This is a genomic window from Actinocrispum wychmicini, from assembly GCF_004345645.1.
GTDB classification, from domain to species: Bacteria; Actinomycetota; Actinomycetes; order Mycobacteriales; family Pseudonocardiaceae; genus Kibdelosporangium; species Kibdelosporangium wychmicini.
Map to the genome: position 1 here is coordinate 163,835 of NZ_SLWS01000013.1, position 14,042 is coordinate 177,876.

14 protein-coding genes are annotated in these 14,042 nt (G+C 68.2%); 8 read left to right on the top strand and 6 right to left on the bottom strand.

Features of this window, described 5'->3' with window-relative positions; genetic code table 11:
* Positions 1-4 precede the first annotated feature (4 nt).
* The 4 genes from rplU (at position 5) to proB (ending at position 3,232) form a co-directional block, all read left to right on the top strand.
* A complete protein-coding gene (gene rplU, locus EV192_RS44150) occupies positions 5-319 on the top strand; it encodes a 50S ribosomal protein L21 (protein ID WP_132124883.1) in 315 nt (104 codons plus the stop codon).
* Between the two features lie 14 nt (positions 320-333).
* Complete coding sequence (rpmA, locus tag EV192_RS44155) at positions 334-597, top strand: 50S ribosomal protein L27 (protein ID WP_132124727.1); 264 nt, start codon at positions 334-336, stop codon at positions 595-597.
* Between the two features lie 71 nt (positions 598-668).
* A complete protein-coding gene (obgE, locus tag EV192_RS44160; protein WP_132124728.1) occupies positions 669-2,114 on the top strand; it encodes a GTPase ObgE in 1,446 nt (481 codons plus the stop codon).
* On the top strand, positions 2,111-3,232 hold the full coding sequence (gene proB, locus EV192_RS44165) for a glutamate 5-kinase (RefSeq protein ID WP_132124729.1): 1,122 nt from the start codon (positions 2,111-2,113) through the stop codon (positions 3,230-3,232). The genes obgE and proB overlap by 4 nt, the downstream gene beginning before the upstream one ends.
* Before the next feature lies 1 nt (position 3,233).
* Here proB and EV192_RS44170 read toward each other — a convergent pair whose 3' ends face one another.
* Complete coding sequence (locus EV192_RS44170) at positions 3,234-3,851, bottom strand: TetR/AcrR family transcriptional regulator (RefSeq protein ID WP_132124730.1); 618 nt, start codon at positions 3,849-3,851, stop codon at positions 3,234-3,236.
* 105 nt (positions 3,852-3,956) lie between these two features.
* Here EV192_RS44170 and EV192_RS44175 point away from each other — a divergent pair, with 105 nt between their 5' ends.
* The gene (locus tag EV192_RS44175; protein WP_132124731.1) at positions 3,957-5,240 is read left to right on the top strand and encodes an FAD-dependent oxidoreductase; all 1,284 of its coding nucleotides are present in this window, start codon (positions 3,957-3,959) and stop codon (positions 5,238-5,240) included.
* Here EV192_RS44175 and EV192_RS44180 read toward each other — a convergent pair whose 3' ends face one another.
* The 4 genes from EV192_RS44180 to EV192_RS44195 form a co-directional block, all read right to left on the bottom strand.
* The gene (locus tag EV192_RS44180; RefSeq protein WP_132124732.1) at positions 5,241-6,521 is read right to left on the bottom strand and encodes an MFS transporter; all 1,281 of its coding nucleotides are present in this window, start codon (positions 6,519-6,521) and stop codon (positions 5,241-5,243) included.
* Between the two features lie 106 nt (positions 6,522-6,627).
* Positions 6,628-7,239 (bottom strand): DUF6058 family natural product biosynthesis protein, encoded by a 612-nt coding sequence (locus EV192_RS44185; protein WP_132124733.1) that lies wholly within the window; start codon positions 7,237-7,239, stop codon positions 6,628-6,630.
* Positions 7,240-8,102: 863 nt separating this feature from the next.
* Positions 8,103-8,411: a hypothetical protein gene (locus tag EV192_RS54350; protein WP_165960925.1), complete on the bottom strand. Its 309-nt coding sequence runs from the start codon at positions 8,409-8,411 to the stop codon at positions 8,103-8,105.
* Between the two features lie 546 nt (positions 8,412-8,957).
* Complete coding sequence (locus tag EV192_RS44195) at positions 8,958-11,063, bottom strand: RecQ family ATP-dependent DNA helicase (RefSeq protein WP_132124734.1); 2,106 nt, start codon at positions 11,061-11,063, stop codon at positions 8,958-8,960.
* An 84-nt stretch (positions 11,064-11,147) separates the two neighbouring features.
* Here EV192_RS44195 and EV192_RS44200 point away from each other — a divergent pair, with 84 nt between their 5' ends.
* The 3 genes from EV192_RS44200 to EV192_RS44210 all read left to right on the top strand — a co-directional run bounded on the left by EV192_RS44200 (position 11,148) and on the right by EV192_RS44210 (position 13,277).
* Positions 11,148-11,726: a TetR/AcrR family transcriptional regulator gene (locus EV192_RS44200; protein WP_132124735.1), complete on the top strand. Its 579-nt coding sequence runs from the start codon at positions 11,148-11,150 to the stop codon at positions 11,724-11,726.
* A 103-nt stretch (positions 11,727-11,829) separates the two neighbouring features.
* Positions 11,830-13,050, top strand: a complete 1,221-nt coding sequence (locus tag EV192_RS44205) for a cytochrome P450 (protein ID WP_132124736.1) — start codon at positions 11,830-11,832, stop codon at positions 13,048-13,050.
* Entirely contained in the window at positions 13,047-13,277 is a 231-nt protein-coding gene (locus tag EV192_RS44210) for a ferredoxin (protein ID WP_132124737.1), read from the top strand. The genes EV192_RS44205 and EV192_RS44210 overlap by 4 nt, the downstream gene beginning before the upstream one ends.
* A 4-nt stretch (positions 13,278-13,281) precedes the next feature.
* On the opposite strand, the gene EV192_RS44215 is transcribed toward EV192_RS44210, so the two are convergent.
* Entirely contained in the window at positions 13,282-13,986 is a 705-nt protein-coding gene (locus EV192_RS44215) for a nitroreductase family protein (RefSeq protein WP_132124738.1), read from the bottom strand.
* Positions 13,987-14,042: the final 56 nt, after the last annotated feature.

Sequence of the window (14,042 nt, forward strand, 5' to 3'; positions counted from 1 at the left end):
TTCCGTGTCCGCGTACGCGATCGTCAAGACCGGCGGCAAGCAGTACAAGGTCGCCGTGGGCGACGTCGTCGAGGTCGAGAAGCTCGAGGGCGAGCCGGGCACCGAGCTCAGCTTCCCGGCAGTGCTCGTTGTCGATGGCAGCGACGTCATCACCGACGCCGACGTGTTGGGCAAGGTCTCGGTGACCGGCAAGGTCGTCGCCCAGACCAAGGGCCCCAAGATCCGCATCCACAAGTTCAAGAACAAGACCGGATACCACAAGCGCCAGGGTCACCGCCAGAAGCTGACCCGCGTCGAGGTCACCGGCATCACCAAGTAAGGACCTGACCAGCCATGGCACACAAGAAGGGCGCGTCCAGCTCCCGCAACGGCCGTGACTCCAACGCCCAGTACCTGGGTGTGAAGCGGTACGGCGGCCAGGTGGTGAAGGCCGGTGAGATCCTGATCCGCCAGCGCGGCACCAAGTTCCACCCGGGTGTGAACGTCGGCCGCGGCAAGGACGACACGCTGTTCGCGCTGTCCGCGGGAGCGGTGCAGTTCGGCGCGAAGCGCGGCCGTAAGACCGTCAACATCGTTCCGGTCGAGGCGTCCGCCTAAGACCGTTTGACATTCCAAGGGGCGGGCCGCGTGCCCGCCCCTTGGTGCGTTCTGGAGAGGAAGAAGCCGCCGTGTCCAAGTTCGTCGACCGCGTGGTGATCCATGTCGCCGCGGGTGACGGCGGCAACGGCTGTGTCTCCGTGCACCGCGAGAAGTACAAGCCGTTGGGCGGGCCGGATGGCGGCGACGGCGGCAACGGCGGGGACGTCGTTCTCGTCGTCGACCCGAACGTGCACACCCTGCTGGACTTCCACTTCCGGCCGAACGCCGCCGGTGGCAACGGCAAGCAGGGCCAGGGCAGCAACCGGGACGGCGCGAACGGCACCGACCTGGAGCTGAAGGTCCCGGACGGCACGGTCGTGATGACCGAGGCCGGCGAGCTGCTCGCGGACCTGGTCGGCGCGGGCACCCGGTTCGTGGCCGCGGCCGGCGGCCGGGGCGGACTGGGCAACGCGGCGCTGGCCTCCAAGGCTCGCCGGGCCCCCGGGTTCGCCCTGCTCGGCGAGCCGGGCGACCGGCGGGACCTGGTCCTGGAAGTCCGTTCGGTGGCGGACGTCGGCCTGGTGGGGTTCCCGTCGGCCGGCAAGTCCTCGCTCATCGCCGTGATGTCCGCGGCGCGTCCGAAGATCGCGGACTACCCGTTCACCACGCTCGTACCGAACCTGGGTGTGATCACCGTCGGCGAGCACGTCTACACGATGGCCGACGTGCCCGGCCTGATCCCCGGCGCGAGCGAGGGCAAGGGCCTCGGCCTGGACTTCCTCCGGCACATCGAGCGCTGCGCGGTGTTGGTGCACGTCGTCGACTGTGCGACGTACGAACCGGACCGCGATCCTGTGTCCGATGTGGACGCACTGGAGACCGAGCTCGCCCGGTACACCCCGGGCCTGGGCGGTGACCTCGCGGAGCGGCCCCGGGTGGTGGTGCTGAACAAGATCGACATCCCGGAGGCGCGGGATCTCGCCGAGATCGTCCGCCCGGACCTCGAAGCCCGCGGCTGGCCGGTGTTCGAGATCTCCACCGCGACCCGGGAAGGACTGCGCGAGCTGAGCTTCGCCCTGGCCGAGGTGGTCGAGCGGTACCGGGCGGCCAGGCCCGTGGCCGAGCCCACCCGCGTGGTGCTGCGGCCGGTCGCCGTGGACGACAAGGGCTTCGAGGTCATCCTCGACCCGGACGACGACGAAGGTTTCATCGTCACCGGCGAGCGGGTCGAGCGCTGGGTGCGGCAGACCAACTTCGACAACGACGAAGCCGTCGGCTACCTCGGCGACCGGTTGAACCGGCTGGGAGTCGAGGACGCGCTGGCCGCGAAGGGCGCCCAACCAGGCTGCCCGGTCACGATCGGCGCGTGGACGTTCAGCTGGGAGCCGTCCACCCCGGCCGGGATCGCCGCCGTGCTCACCGGCCGCGGCACCGACGTCCGGCTGGAGGCGACCGACCGCGTCAACGCGGCCGAACGCAAAATGGCCCGCCGTGTGCGGCGCGGCATGGCTCCCGAGGATGGCGACGAGCAGTGAGCTCGCCGACGCGCAAGGCCCTGGCCGGCGCGCACAGGATCGTGGTGAAAGTCGGGTCGTCCTCGTTGACCACGGCCGAAGGCGGACTGGACCCGGCCCGGCTGGACGCCCTGGTCGACGCGCTGGCGGCCCGGTACGCCAACGGCAGCCAGGTGGTGCTGGTCTCGTCCGGCGCGATCGCCGCGGGCCTGGCGCCACTGGGCATTCCGCGTCGACCCCGCGACCTGGCCACTCAGCAAGCGGCGGCCAGCGTCGGTCAACTGGCCCTCGCGCACGCCTACGCTTCGTCGTTCGCCCGGTACTCCCTGACGGTCGGTCAGGTGCTGCTGACCGCGGACGACGTCGTCCGTCGATCCCACTACCGCAACGCCCAGCGGACGTTCTCCAAACTGTTGGCCCTCAACACCGTGCCCGTGGTGAACGAGAACGACACGGTCGCCACCGAGGAGATCCGGTTCGGCGACAACGACCGCCTGGCAGCTCTGGTCGCCCACCTGGTCGGCGCCGACGCCCTGTTCCTTCTGTCCGATGTGGACGGCTTGTACGACGGTGACCCACGCGCCGGGGCCGGTGCCCGGCGGATCGACGAGGTCGCCGGCGAGTCCGATGTGGACGGTGTGAAAGCGGGCAGCCAGGGCGCGTCAGGCCTCGGCACCGGGGGAATGGCGTCCAAGTTGTCCGCCGCCCAGCTGGCCTCCTCGGCCGGGGTCCCGGTCCTGCTCGCGGCCGCCGCCCAAGCACCCCAGGCCCTCGCCGACGCGGACGTGGGCACGGCCTTCGCCGCCACCGGAGCACGCCTCTCCGCCCGCCGGTTCTGGCTCGGCCACGCGGCCGGCGCCACCGGCCGGCTGTGGCTCGACGACGGCGCTGTCGCGGCTGTCGTCAACCGGCGCCGGTCCCTGCTCAGTGCGGGCATCACCGCGGTGGACGGCGAGTTCGACGCCGGCGACGTCGTCGAACTGGTGGACCCGGCCGGCCGAGTGGTCGCCCGCGGTGTGGTGGCCTTTGACGCGGCCGAACTGCCGGCCCTGATCGGCCGCTCGACCCACGACCTGCCGGCCGAACAACGCCGCGAAGTCGTGCACGCGGACGACCTCGTGCCACTGCGCAACCGTTGACTCAGCTCGCCGGGGAGCCGGGCGGCGCGAGGTGGCGCACCATCAGGGCCAGCTGATCCGCGTACTTCTCGATGAAGTCCGGTGACGCCGCGTCTTCGCCCGTGATGTTGTGGACCATCAGCGGCATGGTGAGGGTCGCGCTGGCCGCTGTCACCAGGACCAGCAGCAAGTAGGCCGGATCGAGGTCCGCCGGGATCTCGCCGCGTTGCTGCCGTGCGCGGATCTCTTCGACCTGGGCCCGCATGAACTGGGCGTCCTGGCCGTTGCCGGGGTCCTCGCCCGACATGTTCGCCCACACCATCAGCCGGCCCCAGTCCCGGTCGTGCATGGTCGTCAGGACGAACTGGCGCACCACCTCGGCCAGCGGCTGGTCGGCCGTGGCCAGCCGGCCGCCGGTCCGGTGCCACTGCCCGGCCAGCTCCTGGTAGAGGCCTTCCTTGCCGCCGAAGTAGTACGAGATCAGCTGCTTGTTCACCCCGGCGCGGGTGGCGATGTCGATCACCCGGGCCGCCACGTAGCCCTTCGCCCCGAACTCGACCTTGGCCGCGTCCAGGATCCTGCGCTTGGTCCGCTCCGGATCGCGCTGCTTCTCGGCTGGTTCCCGCCTGGGTGCTGGCACGGCTCCAGCCTAGCGGATCATCGCTAGGTCTGACTCAATCAGAATTGAGGTTGACGTAATCATCTTTAAGGTTGATTATGGAGACACCCAACTTGAGGAGAAGACATGAAGCGCCAGCACCACGTGGTCGTCATCGGCGGCGGAACCGGCGGACTGTGCCTGGCTCAGGCCCTGCACAAGGCCGGTGTGAGCGTCGCCGTCTACGAACGCAGCCGCACCCGCACCGAACGCCTGCAGGGCTACCGCGTGCACATCAACCCCCACGGATCGCAGGCCCTGCACGAGTGCCTGCCAGCCGACCTGTGGCAGCGATTCGTGGACACCTGTGGCAGTTCAGGCGGCAACTTCGCGTTCCTCACTGAGCAACTGGACGAGCTGCTGGAGATCGGCGACGACCTGATCGGCAGTGCCGACCCCGCTTCCGGGCATCACTCGGTCAGCCGGATCACCCTGCACCAGGTGCTGTCCGCCGGTCTGGACGGGATCCTGCACTACGACAAGGAGTTCGTCCGCTACGAGCGCAACTCGGATGGCACGGTCACGTGCCACTTCGCCGACGGAACCACCGCGACCGGCGACATCGTGGTGGCGGCGGACGGCGGCGGATCCCGGGTCCGGCAGCAGTACCTGCCGTCAGCCGGGCGGGTCGACACCGGGATCGTCACCGTGGCTGGCAAGTTCCCGCTGACCGACGCCACCCGGAACCTGCTGCCGTCCAGGCTGGTCGACGGCCCGAACAACATCCTTCCGAAACCGGGCCGGTTCATGTTCTGCGCGCCGCATGACCTTGCCGACGGCCGCAACGACGAGACCTACGACCACGACAAGGTCCTGTTCGACAACACGACCAGCTATGTGATGTGGGCGTTCGCGGCCGGCCGAAGCCGGTTCCCGGCCAACGTGTCCGATGTGGACGGTATCGGCCTGCGGAACACGGTCGGCCGGATGATCGAGGACTGGCATCCGGGCCTGCGCACCCTGGTGGCCGGCACGCCGGGCGAGGCGGTGTCGCTGCTGCCGATCCGGACCTCGGTGCCGGTGAAACAGTGGCCGACCACGAACATCACCCTCCTGGGCGACGCGATCCACAGCATGACCCCGTTCGGCGGTATCGGGGCCAACACCGCGCTGCGGGACGCTCGCCTGTTGTCCCACAACATCATCGACGCTGTCCAACAGGACCGGGACATGTTGGCCGCGATCGCCGACTACGAGCGGCAGATGGTGGAGTACGGCTTCGCGGCCGTGCGTTCGTCCCTTCGCAACGCCACCCAGGCCGTGTCCGAGGCCACGATCGGCCGCGTGATGTTCAAGACGATCCTGCGGGTCTGCTCGGCCGTGCCCATGCTGAAGCGCAAGATGTTCAGTGACCTCGGCAGCAGCGAGTAGTCACTTGAGCTCGGCGCCTTTCGTCTCGGGCAAGGTGAGGATCATCAGGAAGGAGATGGCCGCGGCGACCGCGACGTACCAGAAGAACACGGTCGAAGCCCCGAGCTCGGCCAGCCACGTGATCACCAAGGGCGCGGTGCCACCGAAGACCGCGACAGTCAGGTTGTACCAGGCACCGATGCCCAACCCGCGCAGTTCGGTGGGGAACAGTTCACTCATGATCGCCGGGGCGATCGAGGTCATGCACGTGTACAGCCCCAGCCCGACACAGAACACCACCAGCAGGTTGCCCAGTCCCGGTTTGACCAACATGGACAGTGGCACGATGACCACCGCGGTCGCCGCGGACCAAACCAGCATCTGTGGCTTGCGCCCGAACCGGTCCGCGGCGGCACCCATCGGGTACTGAAGCACGACGAACAGCGCGGTCGCGATCGACAAAGCGAGGAACAGCTCGTCAGCGCTGACCTTCCGCGAGTTGATCGCGAACGGTGTCAACGCGCTGAAGAACGTGTAGTAGCAGAGGGTGGACAGCATGGTGAAGCCGATCAGCTGCCTGATCGCCTTGGGATGCTGCCGGAGCGTCACCAGCAACGGATTGCGGACTTCCCGTGCCTTGTCCTTCTTCGCCTCGAACAGTTCGCTCTCGTCGATGGTGCGGCGCAGCCACAGGCCAGCCAGCCCGAACACGCCACCGAGCAGGAACGGGATCCGCCAGCCAAAGTTGTTCATGTCAGCCGGCGTCAGCCCGCGGGTCAGGAAGTAGCCGAGTGCCGACGCGATCAGCACCGCCCCGCCAGTCGAGATGTAGAAGAACGCCGAATACCGGCCGCGGCGGCCGGCCGGCGCGATCTCCCCGAGATACGCCGACGCGTTGGACACCTCGCCACCGAGCGACAGCCCCTGGGCGATCCGGGCGAGCAGCAGCAGAACCGGCGCCAGCCAGCCGACCGACGCGAACGTCGGCAGGATCCCGATGGCCAGCGACCCACCGGCCATCAGCGTGATGGTCAGGATCATCGCCGGTTTGCGGCCCCGGACGTCGGCGAACCTGCCGAGCATGAGCCCACCGAGCGGCCGGAAGAAGAACGCCAGCGAGTACGTGGCGAACGTCCCGATCAGCCCTTTGCTGTCCGGCTCGAACAGCGCGTTCGCTATGAACGTGCTGAACGACGCGTAGACGGTCCAGTCGTACCACTCGATAGCGTTGCCGATGCTCGCGGCAACCAGTCTGCGGACCGGCAGCCGGTGCACACCGGACTCGACGACCTGCTCCGGCATGAATGGGACCTAACCACACACCGGCGCTGCTGAGTAGATTCCAACCACTCAAGTAATCCGTTTTCGGGTCCCGGGGTCGAGCCACAGAATGCACGTGGCCCGCAGGTCACCGGACTGCGGCCGGCAGGCTCTGGCCAGCGGGATATTTCGCCCGCACCTGGTCGATGTAGGTGTCCCGGGACACCGGACCCGCGAACCTGAGCCGGTCATAGTCTGTGAACGGCAACTCGACGCTCTCGAGCGCGTCGACAAGGCCGTGCAGCCGCTCCACCCATGCCCGCGAATCGGGCTGCGGCTGCTCCAGTTCCGTCTTGATCGCGCTGACCAGGTCGCCTTTGCGTTGGATGTTCCGCGGAGTGACCGATCGAAGGCACACATACTGCCCACTGAGGTACGACTCCCACTCCTCAGCGGCAGTGGCCTCGTCCGGCCAGGACTGCCGCCCGAACCACTCAGCCAGTTCGCTCGTCCCCCCAGCCTCCTCCGCGAGCGACAGCAGATCGGACGGAACCATCTCCACCCCGTCCGACCGCAAGTAACTCGGCAACGGAACCCGCCCCGCCACCATCTCGGCCCGAACCCACTCCGGATCCGCCGACAGGTCGGTCAAAGGCACAAAGTGCTGGTCCACATACTCGTCATCCGCCGACGTCATGGGATGGTCGCCATTGACGTCAACGAAACGAGCGGCAACGCGAGCACGAAGGTCTTCGGTCATGACGCCACAGTAGAACGCCCACCCTTCGGCCGCGGCCGAACCATGACCGCGCAGCCCGACCTGAGGCATCACCGGCTCACCAGCGAACCATCATGGTCCACTCGGATCCGACCGGCCATCCAGGCACCGACGACCAATCAAGGAAGAAACTCGACAGGCAAGGCCTCGAACCCAGAACCATCAGGAGATCCGACTATCCGACCGGGTTTCCGTTGTGCGAATTATTCATGTTGCCCAACGCTGCCGCGGTGGTCTGATGCTGGGATTCGAGCAGGTCTAGGTGTCGCGGGACACCCAAAGATCACACGGCAGCCTCAGGCACCAGCAGGTGCCTGCCCACTGGCGGGACGCATTCGACCGCCTGGTGAGCCAGACAGCCATCCAGTTCTCTTCGGTTGACCCGCGGCGCCGAGGGCGGTGGTTGATCTCCGGGCCAGTGGAGGATCGGCCGCGCAAGAACTGCTGGACCCATGCCGAGCACGCGGCCGACGCGCACGCGGACACACCGCCATCGACTCGCCACGGCGACAACCTGCACCTGCGGAACACCCTCGAACACGCCAGACCAGGTATGTCCTGGCCAGCTCCAGCACACACCCCGCCGTCACGCACGCCGGGGAAGTGCCAGGCGGAGGTCGTGACGGCGCGGATCGCCAAGCGGACCCGGTAGCGGCATTCCGCTGAAGCTGCGCAAAGGGCGAGCGACACTGCGACCGGTCGAGCCGCGGCACTTGACCAAGCCCAGGTCAACACCCGCGGCCGGACCGGCTGCCGGTGTCCACCGCTCTGTCACAAGCGCCGAGCCGCCGAGCCGCCCCGAGCCGCCAACTCGCCTTCTACCGCTGCTCCTACCTCACCTGGGTTCAGCTGTCCTTTCTGGTGCGGGTGGTTGGGCGGCGGCGGAGGGAGACGTTCAGGCAGGCAAGGGCCTGACCGGCCGGGACGAGCATCAGGTTCGTCGCTGGACTTCCTGAGACCGGTCGGTCCCCCTCGCGATACTCGTCCTCGGCGTCCTCGGCGTCCTCGGCGTCCTCGGCGTCCTCGGCGTCACCGCCGCTGCCGCTGCCGCTGCCGCCGTTGCCGCCGTTGCCGCCGCTCCTGCCGCCGCCGAACGCCGCGACCGCCTCATCGTCGCAGGCCTGATTCCCCTGACTGGCAACGAGATCCAGCACCTGCGCGCGACCTTGACCGACCCGAGTCCACGGCTTCGCACACCGACTGCGCCGATCGCACCGGCGACGACGGCGCCGTGCCCGCGACTGCCGCTGCGGGCGGCAAGCGACCCACCCAGCCATGAGGATCACGATTTACGGCTGGAGTATTGGCCTGCCTGGGCAGGTGACGCGGACACCGACGAGATGGCAGGCAGCAGCGCACCTGTTCAGCGCGCCGCGTTCACCGCCACCATCGCGATCAGCCACGGCGACGAGTCCGCCGGAGCGGCGCCTTCTTGTCGATGCCGCGCAAGGTCTCAAGGAGAACGCCTCGGGCCGGCTCCACGACAGCGGGGATGTGGGAATGCTGTCATGGACCGTTGCTGGCCTGCCTGGCCCGCCTGGTCGGTCATGAGGCTCAGTCTTGTGTTGGCGCTCGGTGCTCCGACCGCAGGATCCTCCTTTCTGGCACCGGTGAAACGGAGATCACCAGTGGTCGTGACTTTTGTGTTGGATTGATGGGTATGGCCGTGTCGCTCGGCGCAGCGACCTGACTGTGTCCACCTATGTGGTGGTGGCCAGGGCGAACGGGAGGACAGCCGGGGCGCCCGCACCACGCAGCAGCAGTGCGGCCACCGTCATCGTCCAACCGGTGTCGATCTGGTCGTCCACCAGGAGAACCGGACTGTCGACGGTCGCGATGTCCTGGGCGAGCTGTGGCGGTACCCGCATCGCGTTCCACAGTCCGGCGAGGCGTTGGGCGCTGTTGGATCTTCGGTCGGCTCCGGGACCGAGCTCCAGTTCGCCCAAGTACGTGAGCCGGCCGATGCCTGCCAGGCGTTCGCCCAGACTCCGGACAAGCTTCGGCCGTCGGTGCGACGCCATGGTCACGACAGCGGTCGGGCGCCGCTCCCATTTCCATGCCGCCAACACCTTCACGCACGCGTCGAAGACGTCGTCCGGGATCGGTTGGTCGGGTGCTGTCACACCCAGCATGACCCGCAACCGATTGCCCCAGCCGATGTCGGTGAGCCGGCCGAGCGCACGCCCTGGCTCGGCGCGCTCGTCCGTGGCGATCTTCCCCGACAATGGCACGCCGAGCGCGCTCATCCCTGACGGCCATTGTCGGCGAGGTGTGACGTCGATCCCTGGTCGACGCAGCCGGTCCTGTGCCTCCGCGGTCGCGGCCACGGAGACGTCGGTCGCCCACGTACGCCCTGTGCAGTTGTCGCATCGTCCGCATGGGGCCGCGTGCGGATCGTCCAACTGCCGCAGCAGGAACTCCATTCGGCACCCGCTCGTCGACTGGTAGTCGAGCATCGCCTGCTGCTCGGCCACCCGCGCGGCTGCTACGTGCGCGTACCGTTCGGAGTCGTATGACCAGCCCTCGCCCGTGCTCAGCCAGCCACCGCGCTCGCGGCGCACGGCACCGTCCACATCGAGCACTTTGAGGACGACCTCGAGTCTGGATCTCGACAGCTCCACGCGTGGTTCGAGAGCCGCCAACGACATCGGCCCGCCCGCGTCGGCCAATGCGTCCAGCACCTGCCGCACCACCGACTCCGGCGGGAAGGCAAGTGACGCGAAGTACGCCCAGATGTCCCTGTCCTCGGCGCCTGGGAGCAGGAGCACCTCGGCTCTGCGCACGCCCCGGCCGGCCCGGCCGATCTGCTGGTAGTACGCGATCGGTGACTGGGGTGCGCCCAGATGCACCACGAACCCGAGATCCGGCTTGTCGAACCCCATGCCGAGGGCAGAGGTGGCCACCAGCGCTTTCACCCGGTTGGCCAACAGGTCCTCCTCGGCCTGCAGCCGCTCGGCCTGCTCGGTCTTGCCCGAGTAGGCACGGGCCTCGAAACCACGCTCCCGCAGGAACGCCGCCACCTCCTCGGCCGCCGCCACGGTGAGGGTGTAGATGATCCCCGAGCCAGGCAGTTCGGGGAGCTTCTCGGCCAGCCAGGCGAGCCTGGCCGCGGCGTTGGGCAGCCGCACCACCGCCAGGTGCAGGCTCTCCCGGTCCAGTCCGCCGCGCAGCACCAGCGTGTCTGTTGTGGACGGTCCCAGCCCCAGCTGCTGGGCGACGTCCCGCACCACGCGGTCGTTGGCTGTCGCAGTGGTCGCCAGCACCGGAACGCCCGCGGGCAGTTCGGTCAGCAACGTACGCAGCCTGCGGTAGTCGGGCCGGAAGTCGTGGCCCCAGTCGGAGATGCAGTGGGCCTCGTCGACCACCAACATCCCGGCCGACGCGGTCAGCGAAGGCAGTACGGTGTCCCGGAAGTCCGGGTTGTTGAGCCGTTCCGGGCTCACCAACAGGACGTCCACGTCGCCTCCGGTGACCGCGTCCTGGATCTCGCGCCACTGCTCCGGGTTGGCCGAGTTGATCGTCGCGGCGTGGACACCCGCGCGCGCTGCCGCCTCGACCTGGTTGCGCATCAACGCGAGCAGCGGGGAGACGATCACTGTCGGTCCTTCGCCCCGCGCCCGCAGCAACGCGGTGGCGACAAAGTAGACAGCGGACTTTCCCCAGCCGGTTCGCTGCACGACAAGCGCGCGGGCCTGCCGGTCGACGAGCGCCTCGATCGCGGTCCACTGATCGTCCCGCAGTCGGGCGCCGTCGCCGGCGAGGTCCTTGAGGTGGCGCTCGGCTTGGTCGCGCAGTTCGTTTGTCACATTTCCAGAAGTACCGCACTGGAGGGGATAACGCAGTAACTTGTCCGTGCGAACGGTCCGTTCGTACGGGTTCAGGGAGTGGATGTGGCCGATTACCAGCAGGTTCGCCGTCGAGATGCGAATGCCAGTCGGGCGGCTCTGCTGGAGGCCGCCGCCGAGCTCTTCGCCGAACGCGGATACGACCGGACGACGGTCCGCGACATCGCCGGGCGCGCCGGGGTGAACCAAGCGCTGCTTTTCCGGTACTTCGGCAGCAAGGAGGCCCTGTTCGCGGCGGTCGTCGCGCGGGCCGGCCGGGACAAGCTCGCCGAGGCGCCGGGGGACCGGGTCTACGCCCATATCCTGCGTGCCATCCTGGACGAGGAGCAGAAGGACCGGAAGAACCACTCCCTGCAGATCATGCTCCGGTCCAGTGCCGAGGACGTCGCCGTCAAGACGATCCGGCAGGAGCTGGGCCAGGATTACATCCGTGCGATCGGGGAGCTGACCGACGCGCAGGACGCCGACATCCGTGCGCACCTCGCTCTCGCCTGGATCGTGGGGATCGACATGCTGCGCACGGTGGGTGGCGCGGAACCGCTGGCCAGCGCCGACCCCGAGGACATCGTCAAGTACGTCCTGCCCGCTGTGCGGACCCTGCTGGAGCGTGCACAGGACGTCTAGCCCATTTTGGACACTCTGCGCGACAGGTCGTTGACGGGTCGTGGCGGCCTCGCTATGGTCGAGTTTGTAAGCAGTTGCTTACAAACGTAAAGGGAGCGTTTCGATGACCACCACACACGAACCGCTGAACTTCCCGTTCGACGACGAGTACGACCGCCTCAATGTTCCCGCCCAACAGGCCGGCCTGGCCGACGGCGACCCGCTGGTCCGGGTGCACCTGCCGTACGGCGGCGACGGGTGGCTGGCGCGGCGCTACGAGGACGTCAAGGTCGTGCTCGCGGACCCACGGTTCAGCCGCGCGGTCGCGTTCGGCAAGGACATCCCAAGGTCGACGTCGTTCATCACCGACCAACCGGGCATCCTGGACATGGATCCGCCAGACCACACCCGGCTGCGCAAGCTGACCGCCAAGGCGTTCACCGCGCGACGGGTCGAGTTGCTGCGGCCGCGCACCCAGGAGATCATCGACGGTCTGCTGGACGGGATGGTGGCCGCGGGACCGCCCACGGACCTGATGAGCGCGTTCTCCTGGCCGCTGCCGATCACCGTGATCTGCGAGCTGCTCGGCGTCCCGGTCGAGGACCGGGTGCGGTTCCGGGTCTGGACCGACAAGACCCTGGCGATCACCGCGTTCAGCCCGGAGGACATCTTCGACGCCCGCGACCGACTGCGCGAGTACATCGCCGGACTGATCGAAGAGCGCCGCAACGAGCCGCGCGACGACCTGCTCACCGCGCTGGTCAAGGCGCGCGACGAGGAGGACCGGCTGTCCGAGCTGGAGATGGTGCAGTTCGGCGTCGGCCTGCTGGTCGCCGGCCACGAGACCACCGCGAACCAGTTCGGCAACTTCATGTACATGCTGCTGACCCACCCGGACGAGCTGGCAAAACTCCGCGCCGACCCGGCACTCGTCGACTCCGCGGTCGAGGAGATGATGCGGTACACGCCGTTGGGTGGCGTGAACTCAGGTTTCCCCAGGATCGCTTTGGAGGACCTGGACCTGGGCGGGGTCACGGTCCGTGCGGGCGAGGCGGTGTTCGTCGACGTCGCGTCCGCGAACCGGGACCCGCGCGTGTTCGACAACCCGGATCGGCTCGACGTCGCCCGCCAGGTCAACCCGCACATCGGCTTCGGCCACGGCGCGCACCACTGCCTGGGTGCCCAACTCGCGCGACTGGAACTGCGGATGGCGCTCACTTCCGTTCTGCACCGGTTTCCGGACCTTGCGTTCGCCGCCGACGAGGCGGAAATATCCTGGAAACAGGGCCGCGCGGTGCGCGGCCTTGAAGCAATGCCGGTCACCTGGTCGGAGGTACGAGAGTGAGTGACACCCAGTGGCGGTTGGAGGTCGACCGGCACACCTGTATCTCGTCAGGGATGTGCGCCGGTGTGGCGCCTGACCACTTCGAGCTCGAATCGGACGGCTCGCACGCCCTGGTCGACGTGGTCGACCAGGACGAGGCCGTGATCGACGCGGCCGAGTCATGCCCGGTCGAGGCGATCAAGGTGTTCATGGCCGGTTCTGGCGAGTTGGTGGCGCCCGTCGACTAGGCCGTTACCCGGCTGACGGGCCGACCCGGACCACGACCTGATCGAGTGACTTGCGGACCAGGTCGGGCACCATGGCGTCGTCAGCCGGGTACCCCACCGGGATGACGGCGAACGCCTTCTCGTTGCGCGGTCGCCCGAGCACTTCGGACAGGAACCGCATCGGGCTCGGCGTGTGGATGAGGGCCGCCAGACCGGCCAGGTGCAGCGCGGTCAGCAGCATGCCGACCGCGATGCCGACGGACTCGTCGACGTAGTAGTGCTTGTGGCTCTCGCCCTCCTCGTCCAGGTAGAACCGCTGCTCGAACACCACGATCAGGTACGGCGCGTCGGTCAGATGCGGCTTGTGCTGGTCCGTGCCCAACGGTCGCAGTGCGGCGAGCCACTCCGTCCCCAGTCGGCCGTCGTAGGAGCGGCGTTCCTCGGCCTCTGCCGCCGCACGGATCTGCCCGCGCACTTCGGGATCGGTCACCAGCACGAACGTCCACGGCTGCTGGTGCGCACCGGACGGCGCGGTCGCCGCCACCGCGATCGCGTCCAGCACCACCTGCTCCGGCACGGGATCAGCGGAGAACGCTCGTACGGTCCGTCGCTCGTCCATACGTTCCCGCAGGTCGGCGGCGATCCGCAAGGACGCGTCCGGCGGGATGCGGGACGGCCGGTACGGCGTCGGGCTGTAGGGCTGACCGTGCATGGGTGTCCAAGTCCTCATACCCCGATCCTGCCGCCCGGACCAGGGGAAATGTAGACGTAGATCGACAAAACGTC